We start from the raw sequence: 17984 nt of genomic DNA on the forward strand, positions 1-17984 counted from the left end.
AAAAAGGTTAAAAAGGATTAGCGTTGGAGGACCAGTGGTAGCAGCGTGCTTCCGCCGGGCGTATTGATTTTGAGAAAATAGTAGCCGGCACTGGGGCGCGGTCGCAGGTGCAAAGAGATGGGTACGGCGCCAGCCCCCCCGGCTTCGCCTTTGTACAGACTTTGCACCCGCGTCCCCGCCAAATCATACAAATCGACCGTCACGTCAGTCGCCGCGCGGAGGTGTAGATCGACCGTGAGCCGGTCCGTAGCCGGATTGGGATAAAGCTGAGGTGCCTCCGTAAAAATGGCCGGCAGTTCAGCGGTTGCGGTGGTGGCGTCTTTCACAAAACCGACGGCCGCCAGCGCCGGTGCGATCTCCGGGTTCTTCATAAAAAGGTCCCAGAGTAAGCCGGACCGCGCGTTCTCGATCATACAAATGATCGGCCCCTGATCGATGGCCAGGTAACTATTCGCGTACCAGTCGCGCCCCTCGTTGAAGGCGTCGTAAAATCCGTACGGCCCCCAGGTGCGGTCGCCCATCTCCCGGTAAAAGTGCTTGAGCGCCCGCATACTTTCCTCGGGCGTGTAGGGCATGGAACTCAGGGCGGCGGTGGGAGAAATGGTACCGTTATCGTCGTTCTGATTGTCGGGGGAGTGAGCTTTGTAACCGTCCGGATCATCACTGGCCGTTAGCCCCCAGACGTTGGGTCCGTAGCCTTCGCGGTTGTAAGGGTTGTCAACGCAGTGCTCGTAATTGATCAGCGAGTGGTTCCGGTTGCGCTCGAAGTAATTCGCGAAATCATCGCGGATGCCGCGGGGGTCGAAACCGAGGTAGCTGTAGTGGCTAAAGAAGAGCGGACCGCCCTTTCTCCGCCCGACGATCAGCGGGATGTCGTAGAACGAATTGTTGGTCGCGTAATTTTCGCCGGCCCAGCCCGATTTATACACCGAAGCGGGAACGTCGAACGCGGCGGTGGGTGAAGCGACCGCGAGCAAGTACACGATTTGGGACTCATTGAACCCCCGAATGGGCAGGTTGATCGCGAACTCATTGGTCGGCGACCAGTGCCAGTAGATGACGTTACCGGTGGTTTTGCGGTACCAGTTCCAGTTGACTTCTTCCCAGAGCTGGGTAATGTTAGTGCGCAACCGGACTTCATTTTCTGAGTCGCCCGTGTAGTATTGCCGCGCGGTTAGTAATCCTTGAATGAGGAAAGCCGTCTCAACAAGGTCTCCCCCGTCATCGCGCGCACTGAAGGGGATCACTTGCCGGTTCGCGCCGTTCATCCAGTGACTAAAGGCACCCTTGAAGCGTGGCACTTCGAGTAGGTAATCCACCATTTTATTGGTCCGCGTCAGTGCCTGCTCGTAAGTCAAGAAACCACGTTCGGCGCCGACGATCAGCGCCATCACGCCGAAGCCGCTGCCGCCACTGGTTACCGTGCTGGTGGTGTTTCTCTCCCGGGCGAGGCCGGAGACGGGGTGGCCAAAATCGTAGAAGTAGCGCAACGTGTATTCCTGGACCATATCCAGCAGCATCGAATCCGTCATCTCGAAGGTCGTCGCGGAAACCGTATCGGAAGGCGCGCCGAGCTGACCGGTGGCGGTGATTGACCGGACGAAGTAACGCCCGGTTACGTTCCAGTCCCCCAAAAAGGATACGTGCGTGCGCGAAGCCGTGTTATAGGTAGCAACCGTCGCAAAAGCCCCTTCCCCTTCCGCTGAAAAAACGCGTACGCTGGTCACCGCCGGGTTGGTGGGTGCGTCCCAATTAAGTTCTACGTGGTGGTCATAGGCAGTAGCCACCAGCCCGGTTACGGGGCCGGCCTGCCCCCGTAACTGACCCGCGATAAGTGTGCATACGGAGAGTGCGATGAGGGTAAAAATTCTGTGCATGTGACTTCTTTATGCGCCAAAGCCAACTGGGCCGCAGCGCGCTAAATTCGTCATGAAGTTCGCCTAACAGCGGGCCGTTAGACGAATTTTGCACCTCACCAGGACTACGCCATTGCCAAAATTATTTGATTATTCAACAAAATTAGGAATCCCCTTTCGCACAACTAAATCGCTGATTATAAATTAGTTATGCCATTGACACACGCCAGGTAAGGAAGAAAATCACAAGATTCGCGACCTCACCATCAGATATCGAGGAGGTACTGGTTGAGGTTATCACTCCCCTCCAGTTCCAGTTTCTTCCGCAATCGATAGCGTTTGTTCTCGACGCCCCGCAGGCTGATGTGCAGCAAGGGAGCTATTTCTTTGGAGGCGAGGCCCATCTTCAGGTAGGCAGCGAGTTGCAGATCTCCGGAGGTTAGGTTAGGATGCGCGTGACGTAGTTTGTTCAGGAAGGTGTCGTGGACGTCGTTGAAATGGCTTTCAAAAATAGACCAATCCTCTTCGTTGTTCAGGTTGCGGTCGATGAGGTGGCGGACCTTCTCGTTGCGGCCCCGATCTAGTTCCGTGCGCAGTTGGAGCAGCATCTCGTTCTTCTTGGCCAGGCTGAGCGTCGTGTTCGCTAATTCTCGATTTTTGGTGGCTACGCTGTCTTCCAGTTCCCGGTTGCGTGCGTGCATTTCCTGGCGGTGTAGATGTCGGCGGCGGATCAATTCCAGCCGACGCTCCTGAACCGTAAGGCGCTTCCGGTGAAGTTGGTAAAAAAGGTAAATAGCCGCAAAAAATGCGGCCCCGTATATTAGGTAAGCGGCAGTACTGCGGAACCACGGAGGAGAAATGGTAAATATGCTTTCCACACCCGTTCCGGGCCAGTCCGATTCCACTTTAAAAAGGTAGTTGCCCTCCCAGAGATCTCTAAACTCAAATTCAGGCCGGTCCGTCCAGGCTGACCATTCTTCCTGCCGGTGCGTCAACCGGTAGCGATACCTGACCGGCCGGTCGAACAGCGGCAGGGCAGCTTCAAAACGTACGGCGTTTACCGCAACAACTTCCTTTCGAAGTAACATCTCCGGTAAGTCGGTCTCCCCGACCTGCGGATCAAAAATTGCGTACCCATCGTTGAGGCACAATAAATATCGGTCCTCCCCCCAGGGAATTATCCGTGGGTAGTCGGCGTGGAGTCGCACGGGTACCGTAGTGACCAGCTCACCACCCCGAAATAAAGATAAAGTTTGCCGTTGGACGAGAAACCACTCTTCACTACCGGGGCGGCCGGGGATGATCAGGCTTCCCCTGGGCAGGGGGATACCCAAAAATTCTTTGAGCGCTTCGAGCCCACCGTTGCGGTAGCGAAGGACTTGCTCGGTACTTTGCACAAGTACGGTATCGCCGTAGCGAACGACGATTGGCTTGGTGATGTCTGCGCCAAGCGTGTCGATTGCGTCATAGTCGGATAAATCGCCCGTCAGGCCGATGCGCATCACGCCACGGGAGGCGTGTGCGGCCAGCAACCGTTGGTCACCGACCCAGGCTACCGATCGTAGGGGAGCTAAATAGCCAGGCAACCGGAGGGGTGCAACGGAGTTGGCGGCATCCAGCAAAATACTGATGCCGGTATAAGTCGCTTGGGCGAAGACGGACGAGTCAGTCGGATGAACTACGGTACTCCAAACCCCCGTCCCCCCCGGTAGTAACCGGGCCGTAGTGCCTTGGACCAAAAACAAACCGCTATTATGGCCGCACAGCAGCAGCCCGTCCACAACTTTAAGTTCCCACACCTGGCCGGTGGTTCCGGCAACCGGTTTGAAGGGACGATCTTCACTACCGGAGCGCACGAACAATCCCTGGTTGGTCCCCAAATAAGTTAAGTCACCCCGCCGGGCCGCGGCGTATACAGTCCCCAACTCAGCCGTTGCGGCGTTGGCGTAGCGAAGCGGTCCGTTTCGGTTGATCACGGCCAGCCCGCGGTCCAGACCCACCCAGAGATTTCCGGCTTTGTCCTCGAGAAGGGCCAGCACGGTATTGTTCCCCAGGCCGTTATCGCGATTCAGGTGCAGCGTTGTGCGTAAACTCTCGTCCGTCAAGTACACGCCATCATCGATCGTGCCGGCTGCCAGTCCGCCGTCCGCCAGGGATAGTAGTCTGTTGACCTGACTGGGCAGTTCGGTCTCCTTGAGTTTTCCATGCTGCAACACGAAAGTTGTATCTGCGGTGGCAATGAGGTAGCCCTCGCCCCGCCGGGCTATACTGCTTACGATGCGCGAACCGATTCTTTCGCTCCCCTCCAACTGGTTCAAGCCAGTATCGGACGACCAGTATTGCAAACCTTGCCCCGCCACGGGCAGGACCAAACGATTCCCTTCCGATTGTCCAAAAAGAACGATCCCGGGTGCTACGTCGGCAATGAGCTTGTCTGAGCGGAAAGCATATAGCCGGGCGAATGACTGGAAGATAATTGTCCCGTCGAGGAGTAATTCGATCTTCCATATTTCTTCCCGCACCCCGCCCGTACCGATTTGATCGGTAAGGGAAGTATAGGTGGGGTCACTTTTGTCCAAATCGGTGAAGTAGCCAAACTCACCATACCCCCCGGCATACAATCGACCGTCCGTAAAAGCTAATGCTCGGACGACCGGTCGGCCGGGTAAGTTGAACCGTTGCCATTTCGCTCCGTCAAAAGAAAGTACGCCGGCGGAGTTAGCAACGTAGATCACGCCATCGTCACCCTGCGCCAGATCCCAGTTCTGGTTATCACCTCCGTACTGCTCGGGCGTGTAGTACCGGACTTTTGGCACACCTTCGGTACGGACACCAGAGTCCTGACCCGCCAACTGCGTCTGGGCGATGATGAGGTAGAGTATAAATAGACAAGGGCGCATTGTACGGGGTGGCTGGGGTCCGTAAGGTAGTCACATCCTCTTGCAGAACGAGAAGCCAACTACCTTACGAATCTACCAGATGCTCCGTAGTAAATACAGGAATATCACCAATTTACGATGTTAATTGCACCGACGTAACCGAATGCTTAGGCCGCGGCAGGGCAGGCCGTAGGCTTAGTGGCCACCACTATGCTGCACAGATACCAAAAATGAGCGAGCCGTAGGGACCGATGTCCGTAATCACCCGGTGGGGGTAGCCATCCTGGTCGATTTCCTCCGATTGAAGTTTCAGCGCAACGTCGGCGTTCGCATTGAAGTCACTGTACCCTTTCCAATCGCCGTTAAAGAGCAGCTCCCAGTGGGATGCTTGGTTCATACCGATTGCGTAGCCATTGTAGGTGGTATTGCTGAAGTTCAGCACGACCAGTACGCCGTCTTTCTGCGGGTCATCGTACCAACGTACGTAGGCCAAAATTTTATCCCGTTCATTGATAACGAGCGGCTGCGTGTGCTGCCCCTGTAAGCCGCGCGTGCGCCCGGTCAGGTTACGGCGCAGGCGAATCAGGTCCTGATACTGGTTGAACACACCGGAGAATTCGTCTTTGCGGCTCCAGTCCAACGGGTCCTGATCACTGAACCACTTATCTTCGAGGAGGGCTTGTCCCTGGAAAAGCATGGGAATACCGGGCGTAGTGAGCACCATGGCCGCCCCCAGTCCGGCGCGCTTAACCGACCAGTAGTTGTTCACATCATCGGCGGCGATTTCTTCCGCTATCCGAGCGTTGCCGTTGGCGACTTCGTCGTGGCTCTCCGTGTAAACGACGCGCTTGAAGAAGTCATCCCCGTACCGCCGCAGCAGTGCGCTACTTAGCGACTCCATGGAGCGGTTCGTATCCTCCTGTTCGATCAGGGCCGCCCGCACGGGGTGGACGAAATCAGCATCCCACTGGCTACCAAATCCACAGCCACCGTCAGCTTGGTCGTCCGTGATGAAGTTGTTACCGTGTAAATCTTCGGCGATCGTCAGGCGGCCGGGGAAACGCTCGTTTACGGAAGTATTGATTCGCTGTAGTACCGCTACTCCTTCCGGAAGAGATTCACTTGCGTTTTCGTCTCCCTTGACGTGCCGCATGTAAGGAATCATGTCCATCCGCAGGCCATCGCAACGGAATTCATCGAGCCACATCATGGCGTTGTCGTGGATGTAATCGCTGACTTCCGGGCGGCCGTAATCGGGGCGCGTATCTCCCCAGGGGGTGTCGCTGCGCCAGTCGTTGTAAAAGTAGATACCGCCCTTATCGTTCTCACTCCAGCCGTCAAACTGCCAAATGGCCAGGTCGCTCGGGCCAAAGTGGTTATAAACAACGTCGAGAATCACGGCTATGCCCTTAGCGTGTGCTGCTTTGACGAAATCTTTGAATCCATCCGGCCCGCCGTAGGCTTCCTCCACTGCGTAAGGGTGGGCGGGGTTGTAGCCCCAACTGAAATCTCCGGCGAACTCCGAAATTGGCATCACTTCGATGCAGTTGATGCCCATGTCCACCAGGTACTCCAGCCGATCGATGGCGGTCGCAAAGGTTCCGGGTTTTCCCGCCTCGGTCACGTTAAAAGTTCCGATGTGTAACTCGTAAATGACTAATTCATTCCAGCTCGGCATCTTGAAGTCATCGGCTTGCCAGTCGTAATTATTGGGGTAAACCACGCTGTTCCCCACCGAGTTGGTCATCCGCCGGGCACGGGGGTCGGCTCTCATAATGACTTCATCGGCCTGGGTAGTAATGGCGAATAAATACTCATCTCCCGCCTTCATGGGAAGATCGTAAGCCACCCAGTGGCCGTGGCGATTTGGATCGTTCTGAAGTACAGTAGCGGTCTTGTTCCAATCGTTAAAGGTGCCCGCGATGGCCACGGCCTTAGCGTTCGGTGCCCACACGCAGACGTTACAAGTTTTGTCGTTTACGGTGAGGCCGACCGGGAGTGTTTTAGTTTCGTTCATTTGAGTTGTCGAGGGTAAAGTATCCCGTCACTACCCCAAATTACCGGAAGTGTTCATCTCCAATTACGGGTGAATAGTGTTACGTAATAACACAACCCGCTACTGAAGTGGTGACGGCAAGCTAGCGGAGAAGAGTAATGCGCGGTCGCGGGTGCAGAGATGATTTCCAAGCAAACAAAGCATTCGCGACTACCAGTCTACTAATTATCGCCTACATTCCTACCGCCTACTCTTCCTACCTCACGACAAAACCATTCCCTCCCCCACCCTGTTATCCCCCCGCACGACCGTCCCATACCATTGGTTGACCCTACAGTTTATTTAAATTGGGAAGTGATTTGGTCTGTCTAGGGCGGGCCTCAGCTCAGACTTGTCGGGCTCGGAAGCGCGGTTTGAAGACTGCGTAGAAGACAAGGGGATTACTGAATCCAGACCAGCTATCCCAACCGTGTTTTATCAGAGGAGTCAAACCACTCCTGGGGCGGCGTGCACTTTTTATTACGATAGCAACGCAGTAAACACTACAACAGTAGTCGACGCGATGATAACCCAGCGACGTTGTATTGGCATCACTGTAGTACAGTTAATAAAACAATAACATCGTGTTACGGTACAAAACCGTACCTTCGCACAAATTTTCGGAGAATGCCGGCGTGAATACAAACCGCCGTGCGTGAATTACTCCCGATCGGGGGCTGCTTTTGGCCCAGATCCTTTTTACCCCAATCAGAGTTCCCGAGCGTGTTGTAATTCCGCTTCCTTGGGTGCTCCCCCCCAAAACTATACATGGAAAACAAACGCTCCTCCGGAGGCTCCAAGAGCCGACCGAACAATCGTCGTAATAAATCAACCAGCTCAGGTGGCGGTGGCAACCGTCGTAGTGGCGGTGGCGGCCAGCGCGGTGGCGGCGGCGGCCGTCGTAGCACCCACGTCTACAAGCCCATCGCTTCTCACCTGATGGTCCACGAGGCCGTCCCGATGCAGGAAGTCACGTACGACGCCAAGACCAAATACGCCGACTGGGATATTCACCCAAAACTAAAAGTAGCCCTCCGGCAGGCCGGTTGGGTTGCCCCAACCGAAATCCAGGAAGTTTCCTTCGCCGACATCATCGAGCTGAAGGACATCATGGGCATCGCTACGACCGGTACCGGTAAAACCGGCGCCTTCCTCATCCCCATCATTGACGCCTTATTGAAAGATGAGCCGTTCCAGACGCTCGTACTCGCCCCTACCCGGGAGCTTGCTCTGCAGATTGAGCAGGAGTTCAAGACGCTCACGAAAGGAATGACGTTCTCCAGCCTCACCCTCATCGGCGGACGGAATATCAACAGCGACATTCACGCCCTCAAGCGGAACTACGACCTCATCGTCGCTACCCCCGGTCGTCTGAAGGACCTTTACGGCCAGGGCAAGATCGATCTCGCCCAGGCTTCCGTCCTCATCCTCGACGAGTTCGACCGGATGCTCGACATGGGTTTCCAAAAGGACGTCAAGTTCATCGCCGACAAAATTGGTCAGCGCGACCAGACCATGCTCTTCTCCGCGACCCGCGACAAGACGCAGGAAACGATCGTCAACTACTTCCTCACGGACCCCGTCATCCACCAAGTCAGCAGCGGTGAAGCTTCCGCCGAGCACATCAACCAGACCGTGCAGGTGGTCTCCGGCGACGAACGCTTTGACCAACTGATCGACATGATGGGCGACCCGAAGATGAAGCGCGTCCTCGTCTTCGCCGAAACGAAGCACCGCGTGAAGAAGATCACCAAGAAGCTCTCCCAGGCCGGCATCGCCACCGATGAGATCCACGGTAACAAATCACAGAACTACCGCCAGAAAGCGCTCGGCAAATTCAAGTCCGGCAAGATCAAAGCCCTCTGTGCCACCGACGTTGCCGCCCGTGGCCTCGACATTGATGACGTCACCCACGTGATCAACTTCGAAGCCCCTACGGATTACGACGTCTACATCCACCGCGTTGGCCGTACCGGCCGGAACGGTAAGACTGGTGAGGCGATTACTTTTGTGGATCGGTAGGTCATCACGATAAATAGAAGCTAATCAGGGCCAGTCGTATTGCAACGGCTGGCCCTTTTTGTGGGGCAACCAAGACTGTCCTATCTTCGTGAAACTCAAAAGCACCAGTATGAACTTCCGGGAAAGAATCACCATGAGTCCTAACGTCATGCACGGCAAACCCAGCATCAGGAACATGCGCTTTACCGTGACGCAAATGTTGGAGTTGGTCGGTGGGGGCATGAGTTTTGACGAAATTTTAGCGGATTACCCCTACATAGAAAGGGATGATATTTTAGCCTGTGTCCAGTTCGCCGCAAGAGTAATCGACAGCCGTTCCGCAGTTTCCTTCATATGAATTTCATCGTCGACACTCAGTTGCCGTTCAAACTTGCGGTAGTTTTAAGATAACAGGGCTATACCGTAATTCACACGACCGATTTAAAAGATGGGCACCTTCTTGCGGACGACGAGATCACTAATGTAGCCGTCACTGAAGATCGAGTAGTGATCACGAAGGACGCTGACTTTTATAATGCATACCTGGTCTTTGGTGCACCCCCAAAAGTTCTCTATTTGACGTTCGGTAATATATCCAATAAGGATCTTCTTCAATATTTTGATACCCACTTCAGCGAAATAGTGACTAAACTGGAGGGTGGTGCGGATATCATTGAGTTTAGTCGTGGTGGGTATATCGATCGCTCCACCTCACTTTAGCTCCACGGTTGTTTACCTTGCCTCTTCACCCCAACCTTCCCCTGCACCAGCGACCGCGCCCATGTCAAACTTACCCGAACCTAGCCTTCAGCCCCCATTTACTTTTCAAGACGGCACGCTATTCCTAGTCAACAAACCTAAAGGCTGGACGAGCTTCGACGTCGTTAACAAACTACGCTGGAAAATCCGCAAGAAGCTAGGCTTAAAGAAATTCAAAGTCGGCCACGCCGGCACGCTCGACCCCATGGCCACCGGAATGCTAAATATCTGCACTGGAAAGTGGACGAAGCGACTACAGGAGTTACAGGGCCTAGACAAAACCTACACCGGCACCATTACCCTCGGCGCGACGACGGCCAGCTACGACGCCGAAGAGCCCATTAACGAGACTTTTCCGACCGACCACATTACGGAAGAAATGATTCGCCAGGCCGCGATTGACTTAACGGGTGATTTACAACAACTACCGCCTATATTTTCGGCCATAAAAGTTGGTGGTCAGCCACTATACAAAAAAGCCCGCCGGGGTGAATCAGTAGAAGTTAAGCCCCGCCCGGTCACCGTGCATGAATTTGAGATTACGCGAATTGAATTGCCCGAGGTCGACTTTGTGATCAGCTGCTCGAAGGGGACTTACATTCGTAGCTTGGCGTACGATTTAGGAAAATCATTGGATTCTGGCGGTTACCTGACAGCCCTCAGACGCACGGTTGTCGGACCGTACTTAGAAGAAAATATGTGGAACCTCGAAGAACTTTTGACGGCAATTGGTGACCGGGATATCGTGTAACTATTTTGTGCCTTCGTGCCTTAAAAACAAACGTCTTCAAGCAGCTATTCATCCTCCTCCGCCCAAGCCATGCTCCGCTTGACCGCCTTCTGCCAACCCCGGTAAAGCTTCGCCCGCTTATCTTCCTCCATAGTTGAACTGAAGCACTTACCCAGCTGCCAAGTCCGCTCCAGATCGTCTTTCGTCCAGTAGCCCACCGCCAGGCCGGCAAACATCGCCGCGCCGAGCGCCGTCGTTTCCGTCACCTGCGGCCGCTCCACGTTCGTATCCAGCATATCCGCCTGGAACTGCATTAAAAAGTCGTTCCCCGAGGCACCGCCGTCAACGCGTAGCGTTTTGAGTTTCGCGCCGGAATCTTTCTGCATCGCGTCGAGCACATCGCGGACTTGGTAGGCTAAGCTTTGTAGGGTTGCCCGGACGATGTGGGCTTTATTACTCCCCCGCGTCAGTCCAAAAATGGCACCGCGGGCGTACATATCCCAGTACGGGGCACCCAGGCCGGCGAAGGCGGGCACGACGTACACGCCGCCGGTATCGTTTACTTTTCGCGCGTAAAATTCCGAATCCGGTGCTTCGTCGATGATCTTTAGTCCATCGCGCAGCCACTGAATGGCGGCACCGGCGATGAAGACCGCGCCCTCCAGTGCGTAAGTTATTTCACCGTCGATTTCCCAGGCAACCGTGGTTAATAAACCGTTCTTACTGGTCATCGCTTCCGTCCCGGTATTCATCAGCATGAAACAGCCCGTCCCGTAAGTATTTTTCGCCTGCCCCTTTTCGTAGCAAGCCTGACCGAACAGCGCGCAGTGTTGATCACCCGCCATACCGGCGATTTTGATCGGTGAGCTGAACAGATCGGGGTGCGTTTCTCCGTAGACTTCGCTGCTGGATTTCACCTCCGGTAGCATGCTTCGCGGGACGCCCAGCTCGGTCAGCATCTTCTCGTCCCACTGCCGTTTTTTGATGTCGAAAAGCATCGTGCGGCCGGCGTTGGTGACGTCGGTGACGTGGACCTCGCCGCCGGTGAGTTTGTAAACTAGCCAACTGTCCATCGTACCGAAAGCTAGCTCGCCGTTCTCCGCGCGTTTGCGAGCGCCTTCCACATTATCGAGTATCCATTTGATTTTTGTACCGGAAAAGTAGGCGTCGATTACTAGGCCGGTAGTCGCGCGAACGTGATCTTCCAGCCCTTTTTCTTTCAGTCGGTCGCAGATGGCGGCCGTGCGGCGGTCTTGCCAGACGATGGCGTTATGTATTGGGTTCCCGGTTTTGCGGTCCCAGACGAGGGTCGTTTCGCGCTGGTTGGTGATGCCGATGGCGGCTACGTCGGCAGCCTTGATTTTTGCTTTGCCGAGCACTTCCTGGGTGACGGCGTACTGGGTGCTCCAAATTTCGTCGGCGTCGTGCTCGACCCACGCTGGTTGCGGGTAGATCTGGGTAAATTCTTGTTGGGCGACGGAGACGATGTCACCGGTTTGGTTGAAAAGAATGGCGCGGCAGGAGGTCGTTCCCTGGTCGAGGGCGAGGATTAATTGGGGCATGATCGAAGGCTTGTGTTTACACGAAAAAGTCAACTTTTGCGGGGCCGTTGGGTTTTCCCGCCTGACCCGCAATATAAACCGCCGCATGCAAATTGACCGTATTCCGTTTCCTGAAGTCCCCCAATTTTCCGAAAAGGATGTCGCCTACGCCACGGCCGACGAGCGCTTGCGGCCCTTCTATAAGTACGGCGTCAATTTGGAGAGTTTCGCGGAGGTGATGACGGATAAAGCGCGGGATAATACGGATCGGACGCTATTGGTCAAGGTCCTCACGGAGCAGTACGACAAGCTTCCGGAAGCAGATTTAGCGCGGTCGCAGGTGCAGAGTTTAGGGGAAAGCAATGTGTTTACGGTCATTACCGCCCACCAGCCCTCTCTTTTTACCGGGCCGCTTTATTTCATCTACAAGATTTGTTCGGCCATTAACCTGGCCCGTCAGCTGAATGAGCGCTATCCGGACCATAAAATCGTACCCGTCTTCATTGTGGGCGGGGAAGACCATGACTTCGAAGAGATTAACCATGCCCGTATCGACGGCAACAAAGTCCAATGGGACAACGGGGGCACCGGTGGTTCAGTTGGTGCGATGTCGACTGAATCACTCCGCCCGGCCCTCGCTGCGCTTTCGAAATTACTCGGCACCCCCGATAGCTATCGGGGCCGCGCCCGGAAAATCTACGAACGGATTGAAAAAGCGTACACCCAAAACAAAACCTACGGCGCGGCTACGGTCGCCCTCGTGCACGACCTGTTCGGGCAAACGGGATTGGTCGTCGCCGACATGGCCAAGCCCGAATTTAAAGCCGCCTTCCGCCCCATCATGGAGCGCGAGATCTTTGAGCAAGTCAGCCAGCCGCTGATGGAAAAGGCGCAGCGGGAACTCACCGACGCCGGCTTCAGCGGCCAGGCGCACGCCCGCGAGATCAATTTATTTTACCTGACCGACGGTCGTCGAGATCGTATTGTAAATAGAGAAAACAAGTACCGCATACTCGATACCGAACTAGAGTTTACGGAAACAGGAATGCGCCAGGAACTGATAGCTCACCCGGAAAAGTTCAGCCCGAACGTCGTCATGAGACCACTCTTTCAGGAGTTGATTTTTCCGAACCTCGCCTACATCGGTGGCGGCGGTGAACTTGCCTACTGGTTGGAACGCAAAGAACAATTCGTTGCTTTCGACCTAAATTTTCCCATGCTCGTTCGGCGTAGCTCGGTTTTGTGGGTCGGCGTGCAGCAACAGAAAAAGATCAGTAAATTAGGTATCGCCTACGGTGAAGTATTCCGGGAGGCGGACCTTATCATCCGCGACTACGTAGCCCGTCATTCCGCCAACGACCTTAGTCTGGAGCAGGAAGTCGCCGACGTGAACGAAATCTTCGCGCGCATCGCGGCCAAGGCGTTGAAGATCGACCCGACGCTGGAGGGCGCGGCGCTCGCCGAAGGCACCAGGCAGGTCAAAATCGTGGAGAACTTCGAGAGCCGTTTTCGCCGCGTCGAGAAGCAACGGTTTGCGGTGGCGATGACTCACGTACGGACCCTGCGGGCCGACCTCTTTCCGCACAACAGCTTGCAGGAGCGCAAAGACAATTTTCTGAATATTTACCTGCGGGAAGGCGAAAAGATGTTTGAAGTCCTGATCGATCACCTCGATCCCCTCACGCCCGGCCTAGTGGTTGTGAGCCCCGAAAAGTGAGCACACAAGGCTCGTAGTTTCCATCCATCCGCCCAAACCTTACATTTGTCGAAAACTAAGCGCATGAAAGTTGACGAAGCCTTAATCTCGCAACTAGCTAAACTAGCCCGCCTTGCCCCCACCCCGGCGCAGTCGATCAAATTGCGGGATGACCTTGCGGGGATTTTGGAAATGGTCGCTAAGCTTGACGAGTTGGATCTGGAAAATATAGAACCGCTCCGTTACGTAACCGGCCAGGAAAACGTTCCCCGCCCGGATAAGATCGGCCACCACATCGACCGCGACCTAGCCCTGGACAATGCACCCGACGCTGACCGCGAGGGTGGTTTTTTGTGCGTCCCCCGGGTCATCAGCGAATAGTGCGGCTACACTTAATTTTTTACTTTACAAAACCGCGCCATGGAGCCAGTTATCGAGATTGACCAGTTGACGAAGACCTACATAATGGGCCAGACCAAGGTGCACGCTTTGCGCGGCGTCGATCTGCTCATTAACACAAATGAATACGTAGCGCTAATGGGTCCTTCCGGTTCCGGAAAGTCAACGTTAATGAACCTGCTCGGCTGCCTCGACACGCCCACCTTAGGCAACTACAAGCTCGACGGCAAGGACGTCAGCGTGATGGACGATACCGAACTGGCCAATATTCGGAACGAGAAAATTGGTTTTGTCTTCCAGACCTTTAATCTCCTCCCCCGCCAAAGTACGCTGGACAACGTCGCCCTTCCCCTGGTCTACGCCGGCGTTCCCCGTAAGGAAAGAGAAGCTCGGGCTCACGAGGTGTTAGCTTCCGTCGGCCTTGGCGACCGCACGGACCACAAACCCAACGAACTCTCCGGTGGACAGCGCCAGCGCGTCGCCATCGCCCGGGCGCTGGTGAACAGGCCAGCCATCATCCTGGCGGATGAGCCCACCGGCAACCTCGATACGAAAACAAGTATCGAGATTATGGAGATTTTCGAGAAAATCCAGGCCGACGGAAATACGGTCATCATCGTCACCCACGAGCCCGATATTGCCGAGCACGCGCACCGCATCGTACGTCTCCGGGACGGCTCGGTCGAGACCGATGAACTGAACGCGGAAATTCGTAGGGCTTCCGACCCGGAACACCGCTACAACCAAGCGTAAGAATTGGCGTTTGCAGCAAAAACTAGGCACCGAAATCACCTCGACTTCACCGTTGCCGTAAACTCTAAGCATGAAAGTATATACTAAAACGGGCGACAAGGGCCAGACGGGGCTTTACTCGGGCAAACGCATCCCGAAATTCCACCAGCGCGTAGAAGCCTACGGGACGGTGGACGAACTAAACTCTTTCCTCGGTTTGCTACGTGACCACATCGAAGATGACGACTTACGTACGGAACTACTCGCGCAGCAGAATCACCTGTTCGCCCTCGGTGCGGCGCTGGCCGATGACCGCCCGGGGCAAGCTTATGAGCTCCCCGCCAGCGCGGCTACGGACTTGGAGCATGCCATTGATCGGATGGACGCGGACTTACCCAAGATGACCCACTTCGTGCTTCCCGGTGGGGCACCGGTCCTCAGCCACGCACACATTTGCCGCACCATCTGCCGGCGGGCGGAGCGGCGCGTCGTTGAGCTGGCCACGGACGTGGAGATAGACGGTGCGGTTATCATCTACCTGAATCGCCTGAGCGATTACTTCTTCGTACTTTCTCGCCACCTCGCCCGCGTTATGCAGATCGAGGAGGTAAAATGGATCAGTTAAGTTGACATTTATGAATATTTCAGTTATTGGTGCGGGGCAGATGGGCGCCGGTATCGCGCAAGTCTTTGCGGTTGCCGGGCACCAGGTTAGTCTCGTTGATATTAGTACGGAATCGCTCGATCGCGGATTGGCGAGCGTACAGTCAAGCTTGGCAAGAGTGCTTAAGAAAGAGCGCATTACGGAGGTGGAACTCGCCACGGCCGTCGCCAACATTAGTCTGCACACCGACATGGCGGAAGGGGTTTCCGAGGCCGACCTCGTCATTGAGGCTGCGACGGAAAACGTCGACCTGAAGCTAAAGATCTTTGCCGAGCTCGCTCGCCTGGCACCCGCGGCCGCGCCCCTTGCTTCAAACACCTCTAGCATCAGCATTACGCGGATTGCCGCGGCGACCGATCGGCCAGAAAAGGTGATCGGGATGCACTTCATGAACCCGGTGCCGGTGATGAAATTAATCGAGGTTATTCGCGGCTACGCTACGAACGATGAGACTACGAAGATGGTGATGCAACTCAGCCGGGACTTAGGTAAAGTACCCGTTGAAGTGACCGACTACCCTGGTTTCGTAGCTAACCGGATTTTGATGCCGATGATCAACGAGGCGATGTACACGCTGTGGGAAGGCGTCGCGGACGTAGAAGCCATCGACACCGTGATGAAACTCGGTATGGCGCACCCCATGGGTCCGTTGCAGCTAGCGGATTACATCGGGCTGGATACTTGCCTGGCCATCCTGAACGTCATGCAGGAGGGCTTCGGCAGACTGCACTATCAGGCTTGCCCCTTACTGGTCAACATGGTTACGGCGGGTAAACTCGGGCGAAAATCCGGGGAAGGGTTCTACGATTATAGTGGCGGCGGCAAGGAGATGGTCGTCAGCAAAAGCTTTAAAATATAGTCTCACAACTCAGGATTTGTGACTTCTAGCTTGTCCTTTTCCTGCTGGCTGCGTTAAAAAGCCTCAACGACGCTACGGCATCTCTTACGTTTTTTGCCTTACCAGCAAAAAAAATAACATCGCTATCAATTCACAAATCCTAAATTGTGAGACTATTAATGGACTATTCAGCACTGCCAAATATCAAGTTTGCGGACGCCAATAATTTCTTCCTGATCGCCGGCCCCTGTGCCATCGAGAGCGAAGCCACCGCCATGGAGATCGCCGAACGCGTGGGTGAGATCACCGACAAACTCGGCATCCCCTACATCTTCAAGGGAAGCTACCGCAAAGCCAACCGCAGCCGGGTCGACAGTTTTACCGGTATCGGGGATGAAAAGGCACTCGAAATTCTGGCCAAAGTAGGTGATCGGTTCGGCCTGCCTACAACCACTGACATCCACGCCGAGGCGGAGGCCGCCATGGCCGCCCAGTATGTTGACGTGCTGCAAATCCCCGCCTTTCTCTGCCGCCAAACGGACCTAATCGTCGCCGCCGCCAAAACGGGTAAGGTGGTCAACATCAAGAAAGGGCAATTCCTGAGTGCGGCCGGCATGGAGCACGCCCGGCAAAAAGTTCTCGATAGCGGAAATGATCAGGTCTGGCTGACCGAGCGCGGAACCACTTTTGGGTACACCGACTTGGTCGTAGACTTCCGTGGCATCCCCACCATGCGCCGTCTGGGTAGTCCGGTGGTAATGGACTGCACCCACTCCCTACAGCAGCCCAACCAGAATAGCGGCGTCACCGGAGGCCGACCGGAAATGATCGAAACGATCGCCAAGGCGGCCATCGTCACCGGTGCGGATGGTCTCTTTATGGAAACGCACCCTAATCCGAGCGAAGCGCAGAGCGACGCGGCCAACATGCTTCCGCTGGATCAGTTGGAGGCCATCCTTCGCAAATTAATCAGGGTTCGGGAAGCTATTCTCTAGCGGGCCGTAAATTGGCCCTGGAGAGCGTACGTACAACACGCATCCGTCTAAAGTCTGACTCGGTATAATCTCCGAAATAATCTCGCTGAAGCCGAAATAATTCGGAACATTAAGGGAGTATCCAGCTTAATTAACTAAAACTATTTCAGCCGTGGCAATAATGCCGGGTATGACGAAGCTTTCGATAGTGCCATGGTAAAAACATTCGCCCTCTTTCCCCTTCAACTAGTCGTCTTTCCCGGAGAGCAACTGAACCTCCACATTTTTGAGGAGCGCTACCGGCAGTTGGTGGCCGACGTCGAAGACAATAACATAACGTTTCTGGTATCGACCATGATGGCCGGCAAAATGCAGTCGACTGCTACGGAAGTGACCCTCGAAGAAGTAGCCAACCGCTACCCTTCCGGCGAGTGCGACATCAGGACGCGCGGCGGCGACGTCTACTTACTCGAAGATTACTACAAGACGATGCCGGGTAAATTTTACCCCGGTGGGGAAGGCAGCAAACTGGAAATAGACTACGCCGAAGATCCGGAAATGAACGAGGAAATCGTCGACCTGGTGAAAACCATTTACCGCCAACTCCGGGTGTCGAAGGAAGTTAAATCCGTCGCGGAAGGCTTTCTGACCTACGATGTCGGCCACTACGTCGGTCTTACGTTAAAGGGCGAGTACGAGTTGCTAACCCTACGCGAGGCTCGTCCCCGGCAGAGGTTCTTGCTCGATCACCTCAAAGATATTCTTCCGAACGTCGAGGAAAATACGGGGATCCGGGACCGCGCTGAGTTGAACGGCCACTTCAAAGAACTGATCCCGCCTAATTTCTAGCACCTTACTTATGGTGCGTTGCCGCCGTGGG

At 55.0% G+C, this 17984-nt stretch carries 15 protein-coding genes; 11 read left to right on the forward strand and 4 right to left on the reverse strand.

From position 1 onward, the window contains the following. Positions 1–17: 17 nt before the first annotated feature. From GGR27_RS02685 to GGR27_RS02695, 3 genes are all read right to left on the reverse strand, one after another. The gene (locus GGR27_RS02685) at positions 18–1877 is read right to left on the reverse strand and encodes a glucoamylase family protein (RefSeq protein WP_168035843.1); all 1860 of its coding nucleotides are present in this window, start codon (positions 1875–1877) and stop codon (positions 18–20) included. A gap of 245 nt (positions 1878–2122) precedes the next feature. Next, positions 2123–4756, reverse strand: a complete 2634-nt coding sequence (locus GGR27_RS02690; protein WP_168035844.1) for a two-component regulator propeller domain-containing protein — start codon at positions 4754–4756, stop codon at positions 2123–2125. A gap of 187 nt (positions 4757–4943) precedes the next feature. Next, positions 4944–6752 carry an alpha-amylase family glycosyl hydrolase gene (locus tag GGR27_RS02695; RefSeq protein WP_168035845.1) on the reverse strand — a complete coding sequence of 603 codons (1809 nt, stop codon included), beginning with the start codon at positions 6750–6752 and terminating at the stop codon, positions 4944–4946. Between the two features lie 786 nt (positions 6753–7538). Here GGR27_RS02695 and GGR27_RS02700 point away from each other — a divergent pair. The 4 genes from GGR27_RS02700 (at position 7539) to truB (ending at position 10281) form a co-directional block, all read left to right on the forward strand. Next, the gene (locus tag GGR27_RS02700; protein ID WP_168035846.1) at positions 7539–8792 is read left to right on the forward strand and encodes a DEAD/DEAH box helicase; all 1254 of its coding nucleotides are present in this window, start codon (positions 7539–7541) and stop codon (positions 8790–8792) included. Positions 8793–8901: 109 nt separating this feature from the next. After that, positions 8902–9129: a DUF433 domain-containing protein gene (locus GGR27_RS02705; RefSeq protein ID WP_168035847.1), complete on the forward strand. Its 228-nt coding sequence runs from the start codon at positions 8902–8904 to the stop codon at positions 9127–9129. Positions 9130–9197: 68 nt separating this feature from the next. Continuing rightward, positions 9198–9491, forward strand: coding sequence for a DUF5615 family PIN-like protein (locus tag GGR27_RS20510; protein WP_168036384.1), 294 nt, complete (start codon positions 9198–9200; stop codon positions 9489–9491). A gap of 61 nt (positions 9492–9552) precedes the next feature. Then, entirely contained in the window at positions 9553–10281 is a 729-nt protein-coding gene (gene truB, locus GGR27_RS02715; RefSeq protein ID WP_168035848.1) for a tRNA pseudouridine(55) synthase TruB, read from the forward strand. A 44-nt stretch (positions 10282–10325) separates the two neighbouring features. Here truB and glpK read toward each other — a convergent pair whose 3' ends face one another. Then, positions 10326–11822, reverse strand: a complete 1497-nt coding sequence (gene glpK / locus GGR27_RS02720; protein WP_209037862.1) for a glycerol kinase GlpK — start codon at positions 11820–11822, stop codon at positions 10326–10328. An 85-nt stretch (positions 11823–11907) separates the two neighbouring features. Between glpK and bshC the strand changes: the two genes are divergently transcribed. The 7 genes from bshC (at position 11908) to GGR27_RS02755 (ending at position 17953) form a co-directional block, all read left to right on the forward strand. Then, on the forward strand, positions 11908–13518 hold the full coding sequence (bshC, locus tag GGR27_RS02725) for a bacillithiol biosynthesis cysteine-adding enzyme BshC (protein ID WP_168035849.1): 1611 nt from the start codon (positions 11908–11910) through the stop codon (positions 13516–13518). Positions 13519–13581: 63 nt separating this feature from the next. Continuing rightward, positions 13582–13878, forward strand: coding sequence for an Asp-tRNA(Asn)/Glu-tRNA(Gln) amidotransferase subunit GatC (gatC, locus tag GGR27_RS02730; protein WP_168035850.1), 297 nt, complete (start codon positions 13582–13584; stop codon positions 13876–13878). Between the two features lie 39 nt (positions 13879–13917). Next, entirely contained in the window at positions 13918–14649 is a 732-nt protein-coding gene (locus GGR27_RS02735; RefSeq protein ID WP_168035851.1) for an ABC transporter ATP-binding protein, read from the forward strand. A 70-nt stretch (positions 14650–14719) separates the two neighbouring features. Next, positions 14720–15253, forward strand: a complete 534-nt coding sequence (locus GGR27_RS02740; protein WP_168035852.1) for a cob(I)yrinic acid a,c-diamide adenosyltransferase — start codon at positions 14720–14722, stop codon at positions 15251–15253. A 10-nt stretch (positions 15254–15263) separates the two neighbouring features. Next, positions 15264–16151, forward strand: a complete 888-nt coding sequence (locus GGR27_RS02745; protein ID WP_168035853.1) for a 3-hydroxybutyryl-CoA dehydrogenase — start codon at positions 15264–15266, stop codon at positions 16149–16151. A 158-nt stretch (positions 16152–16309) separates the two neighbouring features. Beyond that, positions 16310–17125, forward strand: coding sequence for a 3-deoxy-8-phosphooctulonate synthase (kdsA, locus tag GGR27_RS02750; RefSeq protein ID WP_168035854.1), 816 nt, complete (start codon positions 16310–16312; stop codon positions 17123–17125). 192 nt (positions 17126–17317) lie between these two features. Further along, the gene (locus GGR27_RS02755; protein ID WP_168035855.1) at positions 17318–17953 is read left to right on the forward strand and encodes a peptidase; all 636 of its coding nucleotides are present in this window, start codon (positions 17318–17320) and stop codon (positions 17951–17953) included. Positions 17954–17984: the final 31 nt, after the last annotated feature.

Source organism: Neolewinella antarctica (assembly GCF_011927835.1).
GTDB lineage: Bacteria > Bacteroidota > Bacteroidia > Chitinophagales > Saprospiraceae > Neolewinella > Neolewinella antarctica.